Annotated in this window: 23 protein-coding genes; 15 read left to right on the plus strand and 8 right to left on the minus strand. The window is 73.3% G+C overall.

What is annotated here, in order from left to right; all coding sequences use genetic code 11:
• Positions 1-539: 539 nt before the first annotated feature.
• Positions 540-1076 (plus strand): alcohol dehydrogenase catalytic domain-containing protein, encoded by a 537-nt coding sequence (locus tag OV079_RS16895; protein ID WP_267769794.1) that lies wholly within the window; start codon positions 540-542, stop codon positions 1074-1076.
• On the plus strand, positions 1073-1516 hold the full coding sequence (locus OV079_RS16900) for a zinc-binding dehydrogenase (protein WP_267769795.1): 444 nt from the start codon (positions 1073-1075) through the stop codon (positions 1514-1516). The genes OV079_RS16895 and OV079_RS16900 overlap by 4 nt, the downstream gene beginning before the upstream one ends.
• 297 nt (positions 1517-1813) lie before the next feature.
• On the opposite strand, the gene OV079_RS16905 is transcribed toward OV079_RS16900, so the two are convergent.
• The gene (locus tag OV079_RS16905; protein ID WP_267769796.1) at positions 1814-2374 is read right to left on the minus strand and encodes a hypothetical protein; all 561 of its coding nucleotides are present in this window, start codon (positions 2372-2374) and stop codon (positions 1814-1816) included.
• A gap of 799 nt (positions 2375-3173) precedes the next feature.
• Between OV079_RS16905 and OV079_RS16910 the strand changes: the two genes are divergently transcribed.
• Positions 3174-4175, plus strand: coding sequence for a WD40 repeat domain-containing protein (locus tag OV079_RS16910; RefSeq protein ID WP_267769797.1), 1002 nt, complete (start codon positions 3174-3176; stop codon positions 4173-4175).
• A gap of 265 nt (positions 4176-4440) precedes the next feature.
• Here OV079_RS16910 and OV079_RS16915 read toward each other — a convergent pair whose 3' ends face one another.
• The 3 genes from OV079_RS16915 to OV079_RS16925 all read right to left on the minus strand — a co-directional run bounded on the left by OV079_RS16915 (position 4441) and on the right by OV079_RS16925 (position 6707).
• The gene (locus OV079_RS16915; protein ID WP_267769798.1) at positions 4441-5028 is read right to left on the minus strand and encodes a hypothetical protein; all 588 of its coding nucleotides are present in this window, start codon (positions 5026-5028) and stop codon (positions 4441-4443) included.
• A 306-nt stretch (positions 5029-5334) separates the two neighbouring features.
• Positions 5335-5940: a M56 family metallopeptidase gene (locus tag OV079_RS16920; RefSeq protein WP_267769799.1), complete on the minus strand. Its 606-nt coding sequence runs from the start codon at positions 5938-5940 to the stop codon at positions 5335-5337.
• Positions 5941-6311: 371 nt separating this feature from the next.
• Positions 6312-6707 carry a BlaI/MecI/CopY family transcriptional regulator gene (locus OV079_RS16925; protein ID WP_267769801.1) on the minus strand — a complete coding sequence of 132 codons (396 nt, stop codon included), beginning with the start codon at positions 6705-6707 and terminating at the stop codon, positions 6312-6314.
• A 24-nt stretch (positions 6708-6731) separates the two neighbouring features.
• Between OV079_RS16925 and lspA the strand changes: the two genes are divergently transcribed.
• On the plus strand, positions 6732-7259 hold the full coding sequence (gene lspA, locus OV079_RS16930; protein ID WP_267769802.1) for a signal peptidase II: 528 nt from the start codon (positions 6732-6734) through the stop codon (positions 7257-7259).
• Positions 7260-7521: 262 nt separating this feature from the next.
• Here the strand turns inward: lspA and OV079_RS16935 are convergent, their stop codons facing one another.
• Entirely contained in the window at positions 7522-8625 is a 1104-nt protein-coding gene (locus OV079_RS16935; protein ID WP_267769803.1) for a DUF3089 domain-containing protein, read from the minus strand.
• A 148-nt stretch (positions 8626-8773) separates the two neighbouring features.
• Positions 8774-9361, minus strand: a complete 588-nt coding sequence (locus tag OV079_RS16940; RefSeq protein ID WP_267769804.1) for a glycosyltransferase — start codon at positions 9359-9361, stop codon at positions 8774-8776.
• On the opposite strand from OV079_RS16940, the gene OV079_RS16945 reads away from it, so the two are divergent.
• Positions 9330-9884, plus strand: coding sequence for a hypothetical protein (locus OV079_RS16945; protein WP_267769805.1), 555 nt, complete (start codon positions 9330-9332; stop codon positions 9882-9884). The genes OV079_RS16940 and OV079_RS16945 overlap by 32 nt on opposite strands.
• Here OV079_RS16945 and OV079_RS16950 read toward each other — a convergent pair.
• Entirely contained in the window at positions 9857-10582 is a 726-nt protein-coding gene (locus OV079_RS16950; RefSeq protein WP_267769806.1) for a class I SAM-dependent methyltransferase, read from the minus strand. The two genes, OV079_RS16945 and OV079_RS16950, sit on opposite strands and share 28 nt — an antisense overlap.
• 139 nt (positions 10583-10721) lie before the next feature.
• Here OV079_RS16950 and OV079_RS16955 point away from each other — a divergent pair, with 139 nt between their 5' ends.
• From OV079_RS16955 to OV079_RS17000, 10 genes are all read left to right on the plus strand, one after another.
• A complete protein-coding gene (locus OV079_RS16955; RefSeq protein ID WP_267769807.1) occupies positions 10722-11885 on the plus strand; it encodes an imelysin family protein in 1164 nt (387 codons plus the stop codon).
• Between the two features lie 8 nt (positions 11886-11893).
• Entirely contained in the window at positions 11894-13270 is a 1377-nt protein-coding gene (locus OV079_RS16960) for a di-heme oxidoreductase family protein (RefSeq protein WP_267769808.1), read from the plus strand.
• 482 nt (positions 13271-13752) lie between these two features.
• On the plus strand, positions 13753-14655 hold the full coding sequence (locus OV079_RS16965; protein ID WP_267769809.1) for an imelysin family protein: 903 nt from the start codon (positions 13753-13755) through the stop codon (positions 14653-14655).
• A gap of 597 nt (positions 14656-15252) precedes the next feature.
• Entirely contained in the window at positions 15253-16464 is a 1212-nt protein-coding gene (locus OV079_RS16970) for an HTTM domain-containing protein (RefSeq protein WP_420829414.1), read from the plus strand.
• Positions 16465-16584: 120 nt separating this feature from the next.
• Positions 16585-17316 carry a hypothetical protein gene (locus OV079_RS16975; protein WP_267769810.1) on the plus strand — a complete coding sequence of 244 codons (732 nt, stop codon included), beginning with the start codon at positions 16585-16587 and terminating at the stop codon, positions 17314-17316.
• 223 nt (positions 17317-17539) lie between these two features.
• The gene (locus tag OV079_RS16980) at positions 17540-18106 is read left to right on the plus strand and encodes a winged helix-turn-helix transcriptional regulator (RefSeq protein WP_267769811.1); all 567 of its coding nucleotides are present in this window, start codon (positions 17540-17542) and stop codon (positions 18104-18106) included.
• Between the two features lie 58 nt (positions 18107-18164).
• Positions 18165-18983: a hypothetical protein gene (locus OV079_RS16985; RefSeq protein WP_267769812.1), complete on the plus strand. Its 819-nt coding sequence runs from the start codon at positions 18165-18167 to the stop codon at positions 18981-18983.
• Positions 18984-19238: 255 nt separating this feature from the next.
• Positions 19239-19772: an HPP family protein gene (locus OV079_RS16990; protein WP_420829415.1), complete on the plus strand. Its 534-nt coding sequence runs from the start codon at positions 19239-19241 to the stop codon at positions 19770-19772.
• Positions 19773-19827: 55 nt separating this feature from the next.
• Positions 19828-20358, plus strand: a complete 531-nt coding sequence (locus OV079_RS16995; protein WP_267769814.1) for a hypothetical protein — start codon at positions 19828-19830, stop codon at positions 20356-20358.
• 233 nt (positions 20359-20591) lie between these two features.
• A complete protein-coding gene (locus tag OV079_RS17000) occupies positions 20592-21056 on the plus strand; it encodes a hypothetical protein (protein WP_267769816.1) in 465 nt (154 codons plus the stop codon).
• Between the two features lie 497 nt (positions 21057-21553).
• Here the strand turns inward: OV079_RS17000 and OV079_RS55965 are convergent, their stop codons facing one another.
• Positions 21554-23680, minus strand: a complete 2127-nt coding sequence (locus tag OV079_RS55965) for an OmpA family protein (protein WP_267769817.1) — start codon at positions 23678-23680, stop codon at positions 21554-21556.
• Between the last annotated feature and the right edge of the window lie 150 nt (positions 23681-23830).

Below are 23830 nucleotides of genomic sequence, written 5' to 3' on the forward strand. Positions count from 1 at the left end.
GCCCGCGCGTCGTCACCTCGAAGTCCCGAATCACTCCGACGGTCGCCCGCTCGCAGGTCCCGACGACCGCCGAGAGCCCCGCTCTTCGTCACCTCGAAGTTCCGAATCACTCCGACGGTCGCCCGCTCGCAGGTACCGACGACCGCCGAGAGCCCCGCCCGTCGCCTCGAGGTCCCGAATCACTCCGACGGTCGCCCGCTCGCACATGCCGACGCCCTTCGCAGCCCGCCCCGCTGCTCGTCGCCTCGCGTCCGGAGCCGGCTCCAGCCGCCCGCCAGCTTCGCTCACGCTGCCGATCTTCGTCGCACCCTCCCGGTCCCACGTCCTCGCAGCGGCACTGCCCGCAAATTCGACTCCTGCAGCTCGCGCCCCCCTTTTTAAAGCTTCGTCCCGCCGCCCGTCCTCACGGGAGCTTGCGAGCGCGGCAATCCGACCTCGTATTGCGAGGACGTCGTGGTCGACCCGCGGCCGCGATCGCGGTGGCCTGCCCCCGCCGTTCGGCCGAGGATCCGCCCGGCCGTGGTGCTACGTTCCCGGTCATGCGAGCCGTTCAGTTCTCCCGTTTCGGCGCCCCCGACGAGGTCGCCGAGGTCGTCGACCTCCCCGCACCGCCGCCGCCCGGGCCCGGGCAGGCCGCGGTCGATTTCCTGGCCGCGCCGATCAACCCGGCCGACCTGCTCAACCTGCGCGGCCAGTACGGCATCGTCCCCGCCTTGCCGGCCAACGCCGGCTTCGAGGGCGTCGGGCTCGTCACCGCGGTGGGCCCCGGCGTCGACCACATCCGCGTCGGCGACCGCGTCCTGCTCGGCGGCGGCACCTGGCGCGAGCGTCAGATCCTCTCGGCCGCCGGCCTGTTCGCGCTGCCGCCCGGCCTGCCCAGCGAGCAGCTGGCCATGCTCACCGTCAACCCGCTGACCGCTCGCGCGCTGATCCACGACGCCCAGCTGCAGCCGGCCCAGTGGGTCATCAAGAACGCCGCCAACTCGGGCGTCGGCCGGGCCTTCTTCACGCTGGCCAAGAAGGCCGGCGCGCGCGGATCGCGGTCGTGCGCCGACCTGGCCTCGAGGACACATTGAAGAGCTGGGGCGCCGAGGTCGTGCTCGTCGACGGCCCCGACCTCGCCGAGCGGGTCAAGGCGGTCGTCGGCGACGGCAGCCTGCGCTACGCCGTCGACGCCGTCGGCGGCAGCGCCACCGCCCGCCTCGGCGCCGCGGTCAGCCCCGGCGGCGTCGTCGTCAACTACGGCCTGCTCTCGGGCGAGGCGTGCCACATCTCCGGCGTCGACCTGGTGTTCCGCGGCGTCGTCCTGCGCGGCTTCTGGCTGGTCAACTGGTTCCAGCACACCCCGCGCGAGGGCGTCGCCAAGGCCTTCGGCGAGCTCATCGCCCTGCTCGCCGCCGGCGAGCTGACCACCCCGATCGAGGCCACCTACCCGCTCGCCCGGGTGCGCGACGCCCTGCGCCACGCCGAGAAGCAGGCCCGCGGCGGCAAGGTCCTGCTAGTCGCCGAATCCTGAGCATCATGCCTCTTCGGACATGTCCCATTCGACATGTCCGACGAGTCAGCCTCGCTGCGGCCGTCACCCTCGGGCGCCCGCGAGCTCGCCGCCCTGCTCCTCAGGCTTCATCGGACATGCCTCATTCGACATGTCCGATAAGTCAGCCTCGCCGCGCCCGTCACGCTCGGGCGCCCGCGAGCCCGCCCCCTGATCCTCATCTTCATCGGACATGCCCCATTCGACATGTCCGATAAGTCATCTCTCAGCGCCCGTCACGCTCGGCGCCCGCGAGCTCGCCGCGCCCGCCGGGCGCCATCAGGCCGCGAAGCGCAGCAGCAGCTCATACGTCGCCTCGGGGACCGGGCGCCAGGTGCCGTGGGTGGCTGGCATGCCCGGGTAGGCCCCCACGAACTGCGGGGGCGTCAGCAGCACCTTCCCGCCGCGGTACTCGAGGGCCACCGCGCCATACATCCCCCGATTCGTCTTCAAGTTGGCCCTTGAGACCCGCGCGGAGCCATCCACGGTTTCGCCGAGGAGAACGCCCTGGCCGTCGCGGATCTCGACGCCGTGCTCGAACACCTCGATGCGGCAGATCGTGCGCTTGAGATACTCCACCCCGGACCGGCTGCCATGCACGACGACCGCCATCGGCACCAGGACGAAGAAGATCTTCACCAACCCGACGAACGAGCGCCACAGGGTCATCTCGGGGAAGTGGAGCGCCCAGAGCAGCACCGGCGCCAGGATCGCCGCCGGAATCAAGATCCCCACGGCCGACACCTGTACGAAGCGCGACCAGTTCATGTCCGTGAGCGTCTCGATGGCGAGCGCAGGAGCGGACGAGCGCGGCGAGGTCGGCGGATTCGCGGGGTTCACCGGATCCGAATACCACGACCGTGCCGCCCTGGCTCGCGCCGCGAACTCCGCGGCGCGCGAGCGGCCCCTCGCGTTCGCCACCGCGCCTCGAATCTCTGTCCGAAGAGACATCGGGGCCTGCGCGCTGCGACACGCTCTCGATCCCGCGCCCGTCGGACTTTGCGAAGCCTCGCGCCCGCCCGCAGCACGGCGAGCCCCGCGTTCGCCTCATTCGTCCCCGACACCACGCGGACACTCTTTTCCAATGACCGCCTACGAGCATGCGAGCGTTCACTGTCGCTATTCGAGTGGGACTGTCATGCGACCAGGCGCCGAAGTCGAGCCGCGCGGCCTTTCAAGAAATGGGTGATGCCACCGGCCCACCACCGTCCCGGCTGCTTTTCATCCTTCGCAGGGTTCGCTCTCTCGCCATTCCCGTGCGACTGCCAGGAAAGGTGCAACCACGACCGCAGCCGACCCGTGTCCGGAGCGCCGTGAAAGCCGAGATTCCAGCGCCCGAACGCGATCGACCCTCCTCGCACGATTCGCCGACGCCGCGGCGCCGACTGCCCCGGGTCCCATGATTGGAGCGTGCCACGTCTCGTCCCTGCGGTGACCTGCGAGCGATGGGTCGGGTCGACGCGCCCCGCCAAGCCCTGCACGCCCCACTCACTACGCTCCCGCGTCGCCCTTCGCACCCGACGTGACGGCTCCGCCAGCCAGGCCGCCGCCCCGACCCCGCCGGGCCCTCCCGAAGCGGCCGCAGGTCCCCCTGAATCCCCGTTGCGCGCCGTCGCGCGCCGTGTTACGCGGCATGCGCATGATCGCCTTCGATAGTACCGGTCGCAACCTCGTGCTCGCCGACGATGCCGAGCTCCTCGTCCACGACGGTCCGAGCGAGGGCCCGCGCTGGCGCCGGGACTGCAAGTCCCCGCTGATCGCGGTCGGGGCCACTCCCGACGCCGTCATCAGCGTCGACGAGGACGGCCAGGCCGTGTGGCACGACCCGCTGCGCGACGAGCAGCGAGCCACCGCCGAGGCCGGCGACCTCGCGCGCGCCGCCGCCATCTCGCCTTCGGGACATGTCCTCGTGGCCACCTCCGACGGCGCCGTCGAGCTGACGCCGAGCGGCCCGGGCCGGCGGCACGACTGGCCGGGCGCGACCGTGGTCGCGTGGGGCGTCGGCGGCCGGCTCCTCGTCGGCGACGAGAACGGCAAGCTCGGCGTGTTCGGCCCCGCCGGCCTCGTGGAGGAGCACCAGCTCGACGCCCCGCCGGTGGCGGCCACCTGGAACTCCCGCGGCTTCTGGGTCGTCGCCACCGCCCGCAAGCTCCTGCGCATCGAGGGCGGCGCGGTCCACCACCTCACCGGCGGCCCGGCCGACATCCCGATCCGCGCCGTCGCCTGCTCGCTCGGCGGCGACGCGATCGCCATGGTCCTCGGCGACAACCTCACCATCGTCCTGTCGTGGCCGGGGCGCGACAACATCGGCCAGCTGCGCTACCTCGACCGCGTCGTCGACGGCGTGCAGTTCGGGCCCGAGCCGTGGCTGGCGGTCGGCCTCGACGGCGGCGACGGCAACAAGTTCGACCTCAGCAACGGCAACCTCAACCGCACCGACACCCACCCCGGCCGCGAGCACCGGCGCTGGATGGTCCAGGTCTCCGTGCACCCGCCCGAGCCCGCCGCCGCGCCCGCCCGGCCCCAGCCTGCCGCCGAGCCCCCGGCCGCCGCCAAGCCGAAGGCCTCGCTCGGCTCGCTCCTCGGCTTCGCCGCCGTCGCCGTCGTCATCATCTACGCGATCGTCCGCTTCGGCTCCTAGCCGCTCGCGGCCGCGCCCAGCCTGGCGGAACGGACATGTCCCTCAAACATGTCGCCGGCCGCCCGCCACGCGCTCGCCCGCTCGCCTGGCGCGATGCTCCTAGCCACTCGCGGCCGCGCCAAGCCTGGCGGAACGGACATGTCCCTCAAAACATGTCTCCGACCGCCCGCCACGCGCTCGCCCGCTCGCCGCGATTTCAACCTGGCGAGACGGACATGCCCGATCGGACATGCCCGTTTCGCCGCATCCGCGCCTCGCGGCCGGCTCACTGCGGCTCGAAGCGCGACGTGATGCGCTCGCCGTTCGACAGCTGGCACTCGCCGGTGCCGCCGCCCTTGATCCCGCGGTCCGGGTCGTCGAGCGTGAAGTGGCAGCGCATCTTGTCGCCGCGGTCGCCGTCGAGCGTCGCCACCACCTTGCCGGTGTTGCGCGTGATGAACTCCTCGACCGTGTCGTAGTACGGCCAGGCGCCGCCCCAGTACCAGGTCGGCCCGACCCACGGGTCGGCGTACCACGCGTTGTAGAAATCGCCGTACTCGGCCACCGACGCCGTCTTCGTGATCTCGTGGTAGCGGCCCTCGAACGACTCGCCGTCGGGCAGCTTCGTCTTGAGCCGGCCCGACAGCGAATCGTCGCCGGACGTCCAGTGGAACACCACTCGCTCGTGTTTGATCTTCGGCGCCGCCGCCCCGGCCTCGGCGCCGGTGGTCTTGCCGCCCTTCTCGGGCGCGGCCGTGTCGGGGTTCGTCACCTCGCCGCCGAAGCTCCCGCGGGAGCAGGCGGACACCAGGAGCAGCAGGAGCCATTGTGGGGCGCGCGGCATCGCAGCGCGGCGGAATTCTCGTCGGTTCATGGGCGCGAGAAGTTGCCCGATCCGCCGCGCCCGCAGCCGGCCGGCCTCGCCCGCGCCGCGAACGCCGGCCCTGCGCCCGGTTTCGCGCCGTTCTCCGCGCAGACGCTGTGACCCGCGGCACCATCCCGCGTCCCTGCGTTCGCCCGGGCGCGCCTCCCGCCTGTCCCTCCGGCCAGCTCGATGCAATCGCCCGAGAGATCGGCGAGCTCGAACGTCGGCGTCGCTCGCGACATCGTCCGGCCGCTTGCCGACCCATCGCCCAGCCACGGCGCCGGCGAATGAACCTGACTCTTCAGCCAGCTCCGCTCATTCACCCGGCGCGCCGCTCGCCTGCTGCGCGCTGCCCACGACCTCCGACCCCTCGGACGAGCGCGCCTCGCAGGCGGTCACCATCGTCGCCAGGACCAGCGCCGCCCCGATCAGCCGCGGCACCCCCCAGCGCGCCCCGTCGGGCTCGCGGCTGCGGATCCGGCGGACATCGAGCACGCCCCGCACGCGTGCCCGCAGGCCGTCGGCGGCGACCCGGCCGGCCCGCTCGAGCTGCGCGCGGGCCACGGCCAGCAGCTGCGCCGCGTAGCTCGACGACGGGATCCCCGTGTGCAGGGCCGCGTCGTCCGCCGCGTCCTCCGCGTGCGCTCGCAGCCGCCGCAGCGCCCACCAGGCCAGCGGATCGGGCCAGTAAATCGCACGCGCCAGCCCGCCCGCCAGCGCCAGCAGACAATCGCCGCGGGCCACGTGGGCCAGCTCGTGGGCCAGCAGCGCCCGGCGCTCGGCCGGCGGCGCGTCCAGCATCGCCGTCGGCACCACCACGATCGGCTGCACGATCCCCACCACCATCGGCGTGCGCGCCGACCGGCACGCCCGCAGCGCCACCCGCGGCCCCCCGTGAACTCCTGCGCCGTCTCGTGCCACGGACCTGCCACGATCGGCGCCCCCTGCAGCGCCTGCCGGCGCGCCAGCACGTGTCCGCGGACCAGCCGCACCAGCAGCGACGCCGCCCCGAACGCCCACGCCGCCAGCAGCCCGACCGCCAGCGGATCCGGCAACCGGCCCCCCGCCGCCGCCAGCGCCAGCCGCGGCAGCGGCAGCACCAGCGCCACCGCGATCGCCAGCGCCCAGATCTGCCGGCGCACCGCCGCGCTGCGCCGCTGCGCGCACATGTCCAAAAGGCCAGCCGACGCGAACACCAGCGCCCCCACCAGCTCGAGCGAGCCGAGCCACATCGCCGCCGCCGACGCGTCCGTCACGCCCGCCGCCCTCCTCGCGCCGCCCTCGTCGCCACCTCAGCGGCCCTCCTTGCGCGCCTGCTCGATCATCGCCCCGAGCTCGTCGAGCTCCGCGCGCGACAGCTCGCGGCCGTCGAGGTCCAGCAGGGCCGCCACTGCGTCGCTGGCCGAGCCGCCGAAGAACGTATCGACCACGTGGGCCAGCGCCGACGTCGCCACCCGGTCGCGCGGGCGCGTCGGCGCGTACACGTACGTCGGCCCGTCCTGCGTGTGCTGCAGGTGGCCTTTCTCCTCCAGCACCCGCACCAGCGCTCGCACCGCGGAGTACGTCGGCGGGTCGGGCAGCTCGTCGAGCACCTCGCGGATGGTCGCCTGCCCGCGGCGGTACACGATGTCCATGATCTGCCGCTCACGCCGGCTCAGCGGATCGAGGTCGGGCTTGCGTCGCGTCATCCCGTGTGCTGTTTTTCTAGCACGATGCTAAAAAACCAGCAAGTCCCTGCCAGCCCGCGTCTATGGGCCCTGCTCGCCCTCTCCGGCGCCGGCGCCCTCGCGCTCGACCTGTGGACCAAGCAGTGGGTGTGGGACCACTTGCGGCCGACCGGGCGGGCCCTCGTCGTCATCGATCCGCTGCTCGAGCTCGCCTTCGCCTACAACCAGGGCAGCGCCTTCGGCCTCGTGCGCCGGCTCGACTACCCCTACGTCCTGCTCGCCGTCACCGTGCTGATGATCGGCTGGATCGTCCTCACCGCTCGCGCCCCGCACGGCACCCGCCTGCGCTTCGTCGCCGGCGGCCTCATCGCCGGCGGCGCGCTCGGCAACCTCTACGATCGCCTGTTCCGCGTCGACGGCCTCGGCCAGAGCGGCGTCGTCGACTTCATCAAGCTCAACTACCCCTGGGGCGGCAGCTGGCCGAGCTTCAACGTCGCCGACGCCGCGCTGGTGGTCGGCGTCGTCCTGCTGGTCTGGGACCTGCGCACCCGCAAGGCTCCCGCCGAAGCCTGAGCGCAGCTGTCCCTTCGACCAGCCCCGCTCGCCCTCGACCTGCCCGGGCAAGAAGCTGTCCCTTCGACCAGCCTCGCTCGCCCGGCCTGCCCGGACACGAAGCTGTCCCTTCGACCACCCCCGCGCCCGGGCATAAAGCTGTCCCTTCGACCAGCCCCGATCGCCCGACCTGCCCAGGCACGAAGCTGTCCCTTCGACCAGCCCCGCGCATCTGCCGGTCGCACTCGGCACAAAGCTGTCCCTTCGACCAGCCCCGCTCTCCTCAGCCCTGCTCCGCCAAGAACGCCGCCACCCGCGTCGCCGCGTTCGCGCGCAGGTCGAGCCAGAACAGCCCGTACTCGATCGCGTGGTAGTTGCCCGGCCCGAGCGCGTGGTCGAGCAGGCGGCTCATGAAGTCGCGGGGCACCGTCCCGGACAGCTCCACCCGCAGCGTTCCCGCCTCACAGCGCGCGCTGACGAAGCCGGGCCGCGGCTCGGGCCGCGCTCCGCTGCTGTCCCAAAAGACAGCCCCGAGCCCTCCGCGCGCCGGCGCCTCGTCGGCCCGCCACGTCAGCGGATTGACGCACACTCGCCGGCGCGGCGGCGCATCGGCCGGCGGCTGCGGGTTCTCGACGAACTCGATGCCGCCGGCGTAGTCCGGCCCGCGCGCGTTGAAGCCCACCACGCAGCCCGTCTGCTCCGCCGATTCGCACACCGGCAGCTCGCCCAGCGCCTCGTGCGTGATCGGCCCGCCGATCAGGTACGCCGCCACCAGCCGGGCCCGCAGCGGCCCGGGCGCGATCACCTCGCGCAGCAGCCGGAGCCCGATGAACGACCCCTGACTGTGCGCCGCGAGGATGAACGGCCGCCCGTGGTTGTCGTGCTCGAGGTAGTGGCGGAACGCCGCGATCGCGTCGTCCCCGGCCAGCCCGATCGCCGCCGCCCCGTCGGCGCTCGCCGTCGTGAAGGCCGTCATGTTGGCCTGGCGATAACGCGGCGCGAACACCCGGCAGCAGCCGTTGAACGCGCTGGCCTGGATCCGCGTCGACCCGACGTCGGTCGCCTCGTTGACCGTCGCGTCGTCGAGGCGAGCGTTCCACGCGTCGCCGAGGAACGACGTCGGGTGCAGATAGAACACGTCGACCGCGGGGTCGGCGGCGATCGCCACGCCCTCGACCTCCGCGTCCGCGGCGTCCGCAGTCTCCGGCCGCGCGCTCCACGTCGCTGGCGCCGCGTAGTCCGGCGGCGGCGGGGTGTTCGCGCGATCGAACGGCACCCCCGGGGCCGCCACCGCCAGCACGATGTCGCCGAGGTACGCCCAGCCGATCACCAGCACCAGCAGCAGCAGCGCCGCCAGCCCCACCAGCACCCGCCGCAACCACTTCACCGCCCCGGCCTCCCGCGCGCCATCAGCCCGGCCCCATCACCACGGCGCGATGCACCACCCATTTCATCCGCGCTCGCTTCGAACTTGCGGACGACCCAGGCCGCTCGCGCTCCCCGACGACGCAGCGCCGCCGCGCCGACCGCTCCACTCAGGCCCCCTGCGCCAGCGCCTGCGACAGCGCCTGCGCCAACGCCATCGGCGCCCCGGGCCGCACCAGCGCGGTCTCCGGGTAGAGGTCGCGCATCATCTCCGGGATCCCGCCGACCGCGGTGGCCACCACCGGCAGCCCGTAGCGCTTCGCCTCCGCGATCACCAGCGGCGCCCCCTCGGACAGCCCGCCGATCTCGCGCGACGGCACGCACAGCAGCGCCGCCCGGCGGTACAGCGCCTCTTTCTCCGCGCCCTCGACGAACCCGTGGAAGCGCGCGTCGAGCCGCAGCCCCTCGGCCAGGCCTTGCAGGCGGCGCCGCTCCGGCCCGTCGCCGGCGATCGCCAGGCGCGGCCGCCGGGGCATCAGCGCCGCCGCGCGCAGCAGGTCGTCGACCCCCTTCTGCTTGATCAGGCGCCCGAGGAACAGCACCTCGTCGCCTGCTCGCTCGGACATGTCCGATACGACCTGCTCGATCGGACCTGGCCCATCGGCCACGCTGTCGACCATCGTCTCGACCCGCAGCGGCGGCGGGCCAGGCCAGGCCGCGGCGACCTTGGCCAGCTTCTCGGCCGACGGCAGCGCCACGCTCGGCCTGGGCCAGCGCGCCGAGGGCCGCCTCGCGCAGCGGCCCGGGCAGGCGCAACAGCAGGTCGACGTCGGTCCCGTGGCCGTACAGCTCGCACGGCACCCGGGCCGCGCGGGCCGCCTCGGCCGCCAGCCAGCCGCACGGCAGCAGCATGTGGGCGGCGATCTTGTCGGGGCGAAACTTCCGGATCTCGCGCTGCAGGGCCCGCTGCAGCGCGGCCATGAACGGGAGCACCAGCAGCGCGCGCCACGGCCGGTCGCGGATGTTCTCGAGGATGCCGAACTGCCCCGTCAGCGACGACATGCCGGTCGGCGCGTAGGCGAAGCGGACCACCTCGCACGGCGACGGCAGCGCCCCGCGGACCCAGGCGGTCCGCGGGACCAGGAACCGCACCGTATCGCCGGCGGCCGCGCGCGCCTCCCAGTGGCGGAGGATGAAGCGACCGCGCGGGTCGCCGGACCACTGCGGGAAGGTCGTCGTGACGACCAGGACCCTCACAGCTTCTCCGCCACGAACACGTAGAACCCGGCCAGCGCGGCCAGCGGGCTCTCCATCAGCGCCCACTCCACGCGGTCGTGCACCTTCCCGATCACGGGCAGGCGGCAGACCACCGGGTGCGGCGTGGTGATGCGGATCCCGGCGCGAGCGACCACGCGGGTGCCGGGCGGCAGCACGTCCGCGGCCTCGGCCGGGCTGAGGAAGCGGGTCGAGATCGCCGCCTCGTCGAAGCTGTGCGACGTCTTCCGCGGGCCCCACAGGCGCTTGATGAGGTAGCGCAGCGAGTTGCGGTTGTAGATGTCGAAGATGATGTGGCCGCCCGGCCGGGTCACCCGCGTCATCTCCTGCAGAGCGCGCTCCCAGCCCGGCACGTGGGCCAGCACCTTGAAGGAGTAGGTCACGTCGAAGCTCGCGTCGGCGAACGGCAGCTCGGTCGCGCTGCCCTCCTGCACGTCGAGGCCGCGGCTGCGGGCGTGCTCCAGCATCCCGGGCGACAGGTCGACGCCCTTGGCGCTGCGAGCGACCGTGGCCACCCGCTGAAGGATGAGCCCCGTCCCGCAGCCGACCTCGAGCGCGTCCTTCCCGGCGGCGTAGCGGCTGACGATCGCCGCCGCCTGGTCGTCGATGAGCTTGTGGTACCCGCGATCGCGGCCGTCGTCGTACCCGGCCGAGAAAGCATCGTAATAGTTACGGTTCTGTGAAGTATCGGCGGTCGCCGCCATGGCCGGCACCATAGCCGCGGCCCTGGCGTGCGTCCAGGCACCCTCTGGCGACGTTGACATTGAAAACGACTTTCAGTATCCCAAAACCAATCGCCACCGCCCCTCGCGCTGGCGCGCCTCACGGACTGGAAGCCCACGCATGCGCCGCTCGCTCCTCGCCCTCTGCCTCCTCCCCGCCTGCACCAACACCTCCGCCACGGGCTGGGACGACGAGTCGTTCCGCACCGAGGCGCAGAGCGTGGTCGACCGCTACGCCGAGCTCGTCTCCGCCGCCTACGAGAAGTCGAGCCGCGGCGCCGAGCAGATGGACAGCGCGCTGCAGGCGTTCGTCGCCGCCCCGTCGGCCGACATGCTCGAGGCCACCAAGACCGCGTGGCTCGGCGCGCGCGACGACTACGGCCTCACCGAGGTGTTCCGCTTCTACAACGGACCTATCGACGCCGCGCCGGACGAGCTCGAGGGCCGCATCAACGCCTGGCCGATGGACGAGGCGTACATCGACTACGTCGAGGGCGAGCCCGACGTCGGCCTCATCAACGACCTCGCCGGCTACCCGGAGCTCACGCGCGACGTGCTGATCGAGCGCAACGGCGCCAAGGGCGAGGACAGCATCTCGACCGGCTGGCACGCGATCGAGTTCCTGCTGTGGGGCCAGGACCTGAGCGCCGACGGCCCGGGCGCGCGCCCGTGGACCGACTACGTCGACGGCGCCGACGGCACCGCCGCCAACCAGGATCGCCGGCGCCAGTACCTCACGCTGGCGAGCGAGCTGCTGCTCGACGACCTCGCGCGCGTCGCCGACGCCTGGTCCGAAGGCCAGGCCAACTACCGCGCCGAGTTCGTCGCCCAGGACCCCAAGGAGGCGGTCACCAAGATCCTCCTCGGCATGGCCAGCCTCAGCGGCGCCGAGCTCGCCGGCGAGCGCATGACCGTGGCCTACGACACGCGCGAGCAGGAGGACGAGCACTCCTGCTTCAGCGACAACACCCACAAGGACCTGCTGGCCAACATCCAGGGCATCGAGGACGTGTACCTCGGCCGCATCGACGGCCAGGCCGGGCCGAGCCTGTCGAGCCTGGTCGCCCGCATCGACGCCGACGTCGACGCCGTCGCGACCGCCAAGCTGCAGGCCGCGGTCGCCGCGGTGAAGGCCATCCCGGCGCCGTTCGACAGCGCGATCCAGGCCGCCGACGGCAGCCCGGAGCGCGCCGCCGTCAAGGCCGCCATCGACAGCCTCAAGGAGGCGACCGACGCGCTGGTCGCGGTCGCCGACGCGCTCGAGATCGAGCTCAACCTGGAGTAGACTGGGTCGTGCGCCGCCTGCCTGTCCTTTGGGTCCTGTTCTTGGGGGCATCTTGCGAGGCCCCCGCGCCGGCGCTCGAGCCCGGCGAGGAGCTGGCCGGCGGCGACACCACGATCCGCGACGAGAGCCCCAACGCGTTCTCGTACAGCGCCCGCAACATGACCTTCGAGCGGCGCCAGCGGTTCGTGGTCGGCAACTCGTTCTTCAACAAGAACTGGGTCGTCGCCCCGGCCTCGACCACCGGCCGCGACGGCCTCGGCCCGACCTTCAACGCCCGCTCGTGCTCGGCCTGCCACTTCAAGGACGGCCGCGGCCGCCCGCCCGAGGCCGACGAGGCGTTCGCCAGCATGCTGCTGCGCATCTCGGTCCCCGGCGAGGGCCTGCACGGCGGCCCGCGCGACGTCCCCGGCTACGGCGACCAGCTGCAGCCGAACGGCATCGAGGGGGTCGCCGGCGAGGCTGTCCCGAAGGTCACGTGGGTCCTGCAGCCGGGCGCGTTCGCCGACGGCGAGCCGTACAGCCTGCGCGCCCCGACCTACACCCTCGAGGACCCGGCCTACGGCCCGCTCCCCGCCGACCTGCGGATCTCGCCGCGGGTCGCCCCGGTGATGATCGGCATGGGCCTGCTCGAGGCCATCCCGGCGGCCGACATCCTCGCCCGCGAGGACCCGGGCGACGCCGACGGCGACGGCATCTCCGGCCGCGCCAACTACGTGTGGGATCTGGCGGCGGACGCCGCGGCGCTCGGCCGCTTCGGCTGGAAGGCCAACCAGCCGACCGTCGCCCAGCAGACGGCCGGCGCCTTCCTCGGCGACATGGGCCTGACCACCGACATGTTCCCGCTGGAGAACTGTCCCGAAGGCCAGCTCGAGTGCGCCGAGGCCCCGCACGGCGGCGCCCCCGAGGTCGCGCCCGACCTGCTCGACGACGTCGTCTTCTACAGCGCCACGCTCGCGGTGCCGGCCCGCCGCGACGCCGGCGCCCCCGAGGTCCTGCGCGGCAAGCAGGTGTTCCTCGACGCCGGCTGCGCCGACTGCCACGTCCCGCGCCACCGCACCGCCGACGACGCGGCGATCGAGGAGGTCCGCGGCCAGACGATCTGGCCGTACACCGACCTGCTCCTGCACGACATGGGCGACGCGCTCGGCGACGGCCGCCGCGACTACCTCGCCGACGGCAACGAGTGGCGCACCCCGCCGCTGTGGGGCATCGGCCTGGTCGAGACCGTCAACGGCCACACCACCTTCCTCCACGACGGCCGCGCCCGCTCGCTGATGGAGGCCGTGCTGTGGCACGGCGGCGAGGCCGAGGCCGCCCGCGAGGCCGTCCGCGCCCTCCCCCGCGAGGAGCGCGCCGCCCTCGTCGCCTTCCTGGAGTCGCTGTGACCGCCGCGGGCGCGCAGCCTGCCCCTCCGGACATGTCCATCCCGCCCGGTGCGAAAGGACATGTTCTTCAGGGCATGCCCCGAAGGACTACCGTCCGCCGCCCGGCCGACGCGACCGCGGCCCCCCTTCGCGCGTCTCCGTCGCGGCCCGCCGCCCGGACGACGCGGCCGCCGCTCGTTCCTGTCCCCGGGCCGCCCTCGCCGCCCGCCGCCTCTCCGGGCCATGTCCTCTGGCCGGCTCTGCCGCGCCCCTCGCCGCCCGCCTCTCGAGGTCTCGATGATCCGCACCGGTCTCTCTCGCCATGTCCTCTCGGTCATGCTCTTCGGGGCAGGCGCCGGCGCGCTCCTCGGCTTCGCCTGCGGCGACGGCGGCGACGACTCGCGCCCGGCCGTGCTCGAGCACGTCGCTCGCGAGGTCGCGGTCCCGGCCTTCACTGCCTTGCACGAGCGGGCCGAGGAGATGGTCGCGGCCATGGACTTCCTGTGCGCCGCCCCGATCCCGGCGCCCTCGCTACCGCGCAGAACGCCTGGTCGGCCGAGCGCGACGCCTGGTCGCGCGTGCTCCCGTTCGGCTTCGGCCCGCTGCCGCCCGAGCTCAACGCCCTCGACTTCTGGCCCGTGCGCGTCGACACCGTCGAGGACGCGGTCGCCGGCGCCCCCGACGCGCCCGACGCGGCTTACCTCGGCGGCCTCGGCGTCAGCGCCAAGGGCATGCCGGCGCTCGAGTACCTGTTGTGGGGCACCGAAGAGGCCCCGGCCCTCGTCGCCCTGCAGGCCGGGGACGGCGCGCGCCGCTGCGGCTACGCCAGGCTGCTGGCGGCAGACATCGCCGCCCGCACCGACGCCCTGGCGACCGCCTGGTCCGGCGAGTACGCCGACGCCCTCGCCACCGCGGGCAGCGGCAGCACCACCTACGCATCGCTCAAGGCCGGCCTCGACGAGATCGTCAACAAGTCGATCGACGCCTGCCTGACGATGGTCAAGGGCAAGCTCGACAACCCGCTCGGCAACCTCACCGGCGCCGCCGAGGACCCGTCGCTGATGGAGTCGCGCTTCTCCGGCCGCACCCGCGCCGACCTGCAGGCCAACCTCGAGGGCGTGTGGGCCGTCTATCACGGCGCCGATGACGGCGCCCCCGCGGCCGGCATCTCGGTCCTGGTCCGCGAGCTCGACCCCGCGCTCGACGACCGCGTGCGCGCCCAGTACGCCCGCGCGGGCGAGGTCCTGGCCGCCGTCCCCGAGCCGATGACGAGCTCCCTCCTCGCCCACCGCACCGCCGTCCAGCTCGCGCGCGACGAGCTCGACACCTTGCGCCGCCTGCTCAAGCTCGACGTCGCCAGCACCCTCGGCGTCACCCTCGCCCTCAGCGACAACGACGGCGACTGACCCGAAGGCCATGTCCGACCCCGACCGCAGCCCGCCCGCTCCGGTCCCGGGGCCGCAAACACATGTCCCGAACGCCATGTCCCCCGGGCCATCCGCTCGCGCACCCGGCAGCTCGCTCGTCGCCCTGGGGCAACCCGAGCCACCTGCTCCGAACACCATGTCCTCCGGGACATCCGCGCCACACGCCCCCGGCAAGCCCTCGGGCGACATGTCCTCCGAGACATCCGCACCGCACGCCCCCGCCACCACGCCCCCGGGCGACATGTCCTCCGGGACATCCGCGCCCCACGCCCCCGCCTCGCCCGCGCCCGCGAGCGACACGTCCTCCGAGACATCCGCACCGCACGCCCCCGCCACCACGCCCCCGGGCGACATGTCCTCCGGGACATCCGCGCCCCCCGCCCCCGCCTCGCCCGCGCCCGAGCCCGCGAGCGACATGTCCTCCGGGACACCCGCGCCGCGCCCCGCCACGCCCGCGAGCGACATGTCCTCCGGGACATCAACCCCGCCCGCCCCGTCTTCCCCCTCCTCCGCGCCCTCCTCGCCCCGGTCGACGCCGCCGGCCTGCACGCCTTCCGGATCGGCTTCGGCCTGCTGATGTTCGCCGGCACGCTCCGCTTCGCCGCGCGCGGGTGGATCCACCAGCTCTACGTCGACCCGACCTTCCACTTCCACTACTGGGGCTTCGAGTGGCTGGCGCCGCTGCCCGAGGCCGGCATGATCGCGGTATTCGTCGCCCAGGGCCTGCTCGCCCTCCTGGTCGCCGCGGGCGTGGCCTACCGGCCCGCGATCGCCCTGTTCTTCCTCCTCTTCACCTACGTCGAGCTGCTCGACAAGGCGACCTACCTCAACCACTACTACTTCGTCAGCGTCGTCGCCCTGCTGATGGTCGCCCTACCGCTGGACCGCCGCACCACCGTCGCCCCGACCTGGGCCCTGTGGGCCGTGCGCTTGCAGGTCGGGCTGGTCTACTTCTTCGCCGGCCTCGCCAAGCTGCGCCCCGACTGGCTGCTGCACGCGCAGCCGCTCAAGCTGTGGCTGGCCGCGCGCGCCGACTTCCCGCTGATCGGCGGCCTCTTGCGGCGGCCCGAGACCGCGCACCTCATGAGCTGGGGCGGCGCCTTGTTCGACCTCTCGGTCCCGTTCCTGCTGCTGCACCCGCGCACGCGCCCGCTCGCCTACGCCGGCGTGCTCGTGTTCCACGGCCTCACCGGCGCCCTGTTCCCCGCGATCGGCATGTTCCCGTGGCTGATGGCCGCCGCCGCCCTGGTGTTCTTCCCGCCCGACTGGCCGCGACGGCTGTGGCGTCGCCTGTCCCCGAGGACATGCCCTCCGGCACCTGTCCTCTCGAACACGTCATTTCCCGCCCGCCCGCTGCTGCTCGCCGCCCTCGCCCTCCACTTCGCCGTCCAGCTGGCGCTGCCCCTGCGCCGCTTCGCCTACCCGGGCGACACCGCCTGGACCGAGGAGGGCTTCCGCTTCGCCTGGCAGGTCATGCTGGTCGAGAAGGTCGGCAGCGTCGTCTACCGCGTGCGCGACCCCGGCGGCGGCCGCGAGCGCCTGGTCGACCCCGAGCCGGCGCTGACCGCCCAGCAGGCCAAGCAGATGGCTTTCCAGCCCGACATGATCCTCGAGTACGCGCACCACCTCGCGGCCCGGAGCCCCGGCGCCGAGGTCCGGGCCGACGTCTTCGTCACTTTCAACGGCCGCCCCGCGGCCCGCCTCGTCGACCCCGACGTCGATCTCGCGCGCGAACGCGACGGCCTGCGCCCGAAGCCGTGGATCTTGCCTGTACCGCCGCGCCCGTGAGCGCGAGTCGGCCTCGCCCGCACCCACCATCACCGACCCCGGAACGGCGCTCGCCACGACGACCGCCGCGATTCGGGCTCTTCTTCCGCCGCCTTCGGCCCGCGTAGTATCCTCGCCGCCGTGCCAGCCGTTCGTCTCCGCGCCGTCCTCACCGTCGCCGTCGCCGCCGGGTCCGCGTCCGCGTGTCACCGCCCCCCGCCCACTGCGCCGGTCACGGGCGAGCCCGCGCCCGTCTCGGACGACCCCGCGCTACCGCCCGGCAGCCCCGCCTACAGCGCCCCGCTGTGCAACAACGACCAACTCCTCGCCGGCCTCGAGCCGACCCACGTCAACACCCGCTTCGAGCACGCCCTGCTGCGCGAGACGGTGCTGAAGCAGACCGACACCGGCGTGCGCCCCCAGCAATCGCAGACCCTGGCCAGCGTCGGCCTCGCCTGCCAGACCGTCACCGACGTGCCCGCGTGCGCTCGCCTGCTGGCCAGCACCGTCGCCAGCACCTCGCTGTTCGCCGGCGACAACCCGCTCGCGGTCCGCTACCTCGTCCTGCAGTCCGGCGCCAACGTGCGCCCCGTCGCCACCCGCTCCCAGCTGCTCACGCTGCTCGGCGCCATCGACACCCCCGGCGAGGCCCGCCTGCTCGCCGCCACCCTCGGCGTCCAGCCGCTGTGCGGCGACGACAGCGTGCGCACCATCGACGGCGGCTTCCGCGTGATCACCAAGCGCAGCCACCCCCAGTGCACCAACCAGTTCGAGGGCGTGATCGTCGACGTCGTCCGCGGCCAGCCGACCATCGTCAACACGGTCGACCTCCGCGACCGCACCCTCAGCTGCACCACCGCCCCGACCCCGTGAGCCGCCCGGCGAGCGCAGCGGCGACATGTCCCCGAGGACATGCCCTGACGTTCATGTCCTGAAGGTCACTCGAACCGCCGTCCGCCAGCTTGCGCGACGAGGCCAGCTCCCGACCGGCGCCCGACCTGTCTCCCAGGACAGCTCCCGCGCCTCGCCCCACGACCCCGCCGCTGCCCGCGCATTGCCGTCCGGTCCCTCGGCCGATCCGGCAATCCGCGCGCTCGTGCCCGCTGCGAGCCCCGGCACGCCCGACGCGCAGAAACGCACGAAGCGGCTTGCAAACAACAACTTCACCGACCTCCTGCGCGGCCTCCCGCGGATCCCCACCCACGCCCTGTCCCCCCGGCTCGAGGAGCTCGAGCAGGCCGACGCGGTGCGGCGGCGCCTCTTGCCGCGGCCCGGCGGCGCGATCGTCTACGAGCTCACCGAGCGCGGCCGCGCGCTCGAGCCCGCGGTGCTGGCTCTCGGCCCCCGGGGCGCGCCGCTCCTCGGCGAGCCCGGCGCCGACGAGATCGTCACCGCCGATCCGCGGGTGACGGCGAGCCGCACCACTTCCACCCCGAGGCCGCGCGCGGCCTCCACTTCGGCTACGCGCTGCGAGCCGGCGAGCTCGTGGTCCACGCGCGCATCGACGACGGCTCGCTCGCTGCGGCCGCGGGCCCGCTCCCCGACGCCGACCTGGTCCTCGAGACAGATCGGGCCCCGCGCCCGCTGCTGGCCGGTGAGCTGGCCCCCGCCGATGCGATTGCCGGCGGAGCGATCCGGATCCACGGCGGCCCGGCGCTGCTGATCACGTTCGCCGCCGTGTTCCAGATCGAGCACGCGAGCCCCGGCGCTACCTTGGAGGGATGACCCCTCGTACGCTCCTCGCGGGCGCGCTCCTGCTGTGCGCCTGTCCGAACGAACCGATGAGCGGGGGCGCGACGGTCTCGGCGACCGACGCGACCACCACCACCGACGCGAACGTCCCCGACGTGCCGACGACCAGCGCGACCACCACCTCGGGCAGCGCGACTCTCACCGCCTGCGAGAAGAAGGCTCTGGCGACCCAGGCGACCGCCGGCCTGCGCTGCCCGTGCGAGGTCACGGAGGGGAACTACGCCGACGTCGACGGCTGCATCGCCGACTTCGTGGCCGCCGCCAACGACCCGTGCCTGTGCGACCTCGAGGCCGACCCGGCCCACGCGCCCTACGTCGCCTGCCTGGCCGACGCCGCGGTCCGGTACCAGGACTGCCTCGCGCCGCTGATGTGCAGCGACGAGGACGCCTTCTACACCTGCAACGGCACCTACGCTGACGCCGTCGCCGCGTGCGACGAGCCCGCCAAGGCCAGCGTCGGCGCCGTGTCGATCCTGTGCGACGGCACCCCCGCGTTCACCTGCGGCGCCGGCGGCACGATCTCGACCCACTACGTGTGCGACGGCGAACCTGACTGCAAGGACATGTCCGACGAGGCCCCCGCGCTCTGCACCTTCGTGTGCGCCGACGGCCAGCAGATCCTCGCCTTCAACAAGTGCGACGGCGCCCCCGACTGCGACGACATGTCCGACGAGGCCATCGCCCTGTGCTACTTCTCGTGCGACGAGGGCCTCGAGATCCCCAAGACCTGGGTCTGCGACGGCAACCTCGACTGCGCCGACAAGACCGACGAAGCCGCGTGCCCGTGACGAAGAGGCCGACGAAGCCGCGTGCCCGTGAGCGCCGCGGATGAAAAACGGTTCACGCCCCGCACGGTCGCGGGCCGGCGCCGCGGGGCTCCCCGGCGCTGACGGCAGCCACGACCGAAGCGACTGGAGGCGTATCACCGGGTCCTGCTCTGACCTGTCTTCCATGCGTCGGCGCAGCCCCAGTCGCCCGGGGCAGCTCGCGCTCGCCGTGTCCTCCCACTTCCGCCGCCGCCGCCGACGCGCCATCCTCTCGCGGTGCCCGACCCGCTCTCCTCGCGCCTCGTCCGCGCCGCCCACGTGAGCCTCGGCGCCGGCCTCGCCATCGCTGTCTGTTCGGCCATGGCCTTTTGGACAGCCTTGCCGTGGGTGTTCCCCTCGCTCGGCCCGACCGCCTTCCTCGCCTTCGTCGCCCCCGCGGCCCCGGCCAACCATCCGCGCCGCGTCCTCGTCGGCCACGGCGTCGCCGTCCTGTGCGGCGCCGCGGCGGTCCACCTGTTCGGCGTCGCCGACGTCCCGGCCGAGCTCACGCGCATCGACCTCGCCCACCTCGGCGCAGTCACCTTCGCCCTCGCCGCGACCGGCGGTCTCACCGTCCTCCTCGACGCCGAGCACGCCCCGGCGGGCGCCACCACCCTGATCGTCGCCCTCGGCCTGATCCGCGACCCGCGCGACCTCGCCCTCGTCGAGGCCGCAGTGCTGGTGCTCGTGCTGGTGTGCGCGGCCCTGCGCCGCCTCGGCCTCGGCCAGCAGCCGCCGGCCCCGACCCGTCCTCCGGGACATGTCCCATAGGTCATCTTGCGCCAGCTTGTCGGAGTCCGACGCGCCTGCGCATACTGACGCGGTTATGCCTGGCTTACCCGTTCGCCCCCTCGTCCTCCTCGCCGCGCTCGCGGCCTGCGCCGAGCGCGACCCGCTCGACTCCGACTCCGTCACCGACGCCACCAGCATGTCCGAAGGGACAGGCGCCAGCACCGACCACGGCACCACGCCGCCGTCCACCACCGACGAGCCCCCCACCGGCTCGATCCCCGGGCCGAACCCGCCGGAGCTCGGCTACGCCGCCCACATCCAGCCGATCTGGGACGCCCATTGCGTCGTCGGCTGCCACACGCCCGGCGGCACCAGCGCCGCCTGGGTGGTCCTCTCGGACAACGCCTTCGCCTCGCTCGTCGAGCGCCCGGCGCTCGAGCTCCCCCAGATGATGCGGGTCGCGCCCGGCGACCTCGACGGCAGTTACCTCTGGCACAAGGTCAACGGCACGCACATCGAAGCCGGCGGCAGCGGCGTCTCCATGCCGCCGGCCTTCGCCGACGCGCTGTCCACCGACGACCTCGACACCATCTCTCAGTGGATCGCGCAGGGCTGCTCCCCCTGAGCACGGGCCGGCCAGCATCTCGCCTGCGCGCGGCCTCACCGTCGGTCGACGTGCCTTCACCTCGGCGAAGCCGCGGCCGAAGAACTCTCTCCCTGCCGGCGAGCGCTGCGACGCGCGCCAGCGGCCCTGACGCCTCGGGGCTCCGAGCCCGAAGCCTGGCTCCTGCGCGCGTGCGCAAGCGCTCGCCTCGTCGCTTGCCGCGCAGCCGCGGGCTTGTCTACACCTTCGGAGCGATGACCCGCGCCGCGCTCGTCCTCGGCCTCGTTTTGTGCGCCTGCAAGGAGCCCACGGGCGCCAACACGGGCGGCCTCGTGGTCGTCTCGGACACCTCGCCGACCGAATTCGGCGACCCGCCCGAGTGCGGGGGCACCACGGACGGGACCACCGGCGGCGCCACCGACTCGACCGGCGCCGATCCCACCGGCACTTCCGGACAGGTCCCCGAGGACATGTCCGAAGGCGAAGCCTTCTGCGCCGCCCTGACCTCCGCGCCGGCCTGCGACGGCGTCGTCCACGGCGGCGGCGTGTGCCGCTGGCTCGACGTCGTCCCGGTCTACCCCGGCACCTGCGACATCACCCGCTGTTCCGCACCTGCGTGTTCGTGCCCGACGAGGCCCAGTGCCCGGTCCCGACCTCGTGCGACCAGATCGGCCTCGGCGTGTTCGGCCGCCGCGGCTGCGACGACGCCGTCGAGCTGATCATGGCCGGCCCGAGCGAGGGCCTGTGCGGCACGCCCGCGGGCTGGTCGCTGTGCGCCGGCGACGACGCCCCGCCCGAGTGCAGCTGCGCCTGCTCGTGACCGCGTGTCCGCGAGGACATGTCCCGCGCGTCCAGCGACCCGCGAGGCCCGCTGCGCCGCCGCGTGACCCCATGTCCGCGAGGACATATCCCGGCCCGCGCGCCCAGCAACCCGCGAGCATGAGTGCGCCGCTGCGTGCCCCCATGTCCGCGAGGACATGTCCGACCCGCGCGCCAAGCGACCCGCGAGGCCCGCTGCGCCGCCGCGTGACCCCATGTCCGCGAGGACATGTCCCGACCTGCGCGCCCACCGGCAGGCCGGTCCCGCATCTGCGCCGCTGTGTGGCCGCATGTCCGCGAGGACATGTCCAACTCTGCAACCATGCCGTCGTATCTTCGGATGTGCAAAAGGACATGTCGCGAACGACATGTCCTTCGCACCTCCCCTCGCCCGGAATCAGGGCGACGGCGCGGCCGGCTCCGCCGCCTTCTTGCCCGCCTTCGGGGCCTTGGCCGGGGCGGTCGTCTCGCCCTTGTAGCGGGTCACCTTGATGACGGTGCGGTTGTTCTTGGCCCGGCCGGCGGCGGTCAGGTTGACCGCGACCGGGCTGTTGTCGCCGTAGCCGTTGGCGGTCACGCGATCGGGGCTCACGCCCTTGGCCAGCAGCGCGCTGCGGACCGCGTCGGCGCGCTCGCTGCTGCGCTGCTTCGGGTTGCCGCGGTCGTCGGTGTGGACCCCGATCTCGATCTCCTCGTACTCGGGGTGCGTGTTCAGGAACGCGGCCAGCTGCTCGACCAGCGCCGCGCTCTTGTCGTCGACCCCGTTGGCCGAGGTGTACCGGATCGCCTTCTTGAGGCGCAGCTTCTTGCCCTTGCCGCTGACGAGCGGCGTCTCGACCGGCGTCGCCCGGCGCAGCGACTCCTTGACCGTCGTGAACTGCTCGCCCGGCGTCACCGTGAAGCGCAGCGACTTGTCCTCGAAGCCGGGCGCGCGGGCGATGCCGAAGTAGTCGCCGGCCGGCAGCTCGAGGCGGATGAGGCCGCCCTCGGTGCTGGTGAACGGCTCGTCGACGCCGTTGCCGGACACCGACAGGGTGACCAGCACCGGCGCCCCCGCCTCGTCCGTGAACGCGCCGTCGAGGATCCCGACCGGCGGCGTGTTGGCCACGTCCATCGTGATCGTGAGCTGGGTGTCCTCGCCGGCCTTGATGTCGGCCGTCGCGTCCTTGGTCGCCTTGTTGGCCAGCTCGACCTGGATCGCCACCTGGCCCTCGGGGAACCGGTAGCTGGTGAAGTTGCCCTGGTCGTCGGTGAGGATCGCGTTGCTCGCCGCGCCGGGGAACCGCACCTTGGCCCCCGCGACCGGCGCGCCGGTGTTGTCGAGCACCTGGCCGACCACGCGACCCTCGACCACCGCGGGCGCGGGCAGCGGCTCGCTCGTCACCGGAGCGGGCACTTCCTTGACCACCGGGTTGGGATCGATCGACCAGCCGAGGCCGAGGATCACCTGCCACGGGGCCACCGGCGGGCCGTACTCGAAGTTGGGCGACACCATGCCGATGTCGACCGCGGCGTCGAGGTGCAGACCCGCGATCACGTTGGCGCGCAGGCCGACGGTGCCCCACAGGGAGGAGCGCGGCAGCGGCGACGGCGACGCGCCGGCCTGGAAGAACGCCGGCATCTCGGCGGTGGCGACGTCCCACGCGAGCTCGACGATCGGGTCGAGGCCGAACTTGCCCTCCTTGCCGAGGCGGACCGGGAAGTCGAGGCCGTAGCGCATGCGCACGCGGCTCGGCGCCACGCCGAGGGCGAAGCGCGACACCTCGCGGCTGGTCGGGTCGGTGAACTTCTCGAAGTCGATCAGCTTGCCCGAGTTGTCGAGGATCCAGCCGATGTTGGTCGTGAACCGCACCGGCACCTGCTTCTTCGTCAGGTAGCGGACATCGACAGTGAACAGGAAGTCGATGTTGAAGTTGACCTTGTCGGTGAGCAGGCGGCTCGTGCCCGACAAAAGGCCGATGCCGAGCTGACCGCCGAGGCCGATCGCGCCGCCCTTGACGAACCGGTGCGCGCCCTTGATGCCGAAGTCGAGGTCGCCGAGCGCGAACTGGTTGGTCTGGTCCTGGCGGCCCGGCTGCGCGCGAGCGTTGCGCGACGCCTGGCTGTGCACGGCCAGGAACAACTCGCCCCACTTGAACGGGCTGTAGCCGATGTTGACCGTGCCGCGCACGCGGCCCTGCTGGTCGGGCCCGTGCTCGTCGCTGTTGTAGATGAACCCTTCCTTGCGGAAGAAGTCGGTGTGCAGGCGGACGCGGACCGTGTGGCGCCCGCCGACGTCGGCCAGCGTCGTGTGATAGAGGCCGAGGCCGCCGCGCAGGCTGTTGATCGCCGGCTCGCGCCGCCCCTGGACCATCCCCGGCTGCTTGTCGCTTCTCGGCTTCGGCGGCGCCGGGGCCGGCACCTCGACCTCGGGCCCGGGCGTCGGCGCCTCGGTCGTCGTGTTGGTACTTCCGGACAGGTCCCCGGAGACAGCTCCGCTCACCTCGCCGCCGGCGGTCCCCTCGGCGCCTGCGGGCGGTGCCACGGCGCCTGGATCGCCGCTCGGCAACGTCGGCGGCGCGTCACCGGTGGCCGGCGCTGTCTCGCTGGCGGGTGGCGTCGTCGCGTCCGCGGGGAGCGGAGGCGGCTCCGCCGCGGCGGCGCGGAGGGGCAGGCCCAGGAAGATCCCCGAGAG

It is taken from the genome of Nannocystis pusilla, assembly GCF_026626665.1.
GTDB classification, from domain to species: domain Bacteria; phylum Myxococcota_A; class Polyangia; order Nannocystales; family Nannocystaceae; genus Nannocystis; species Nannocystis pusilla.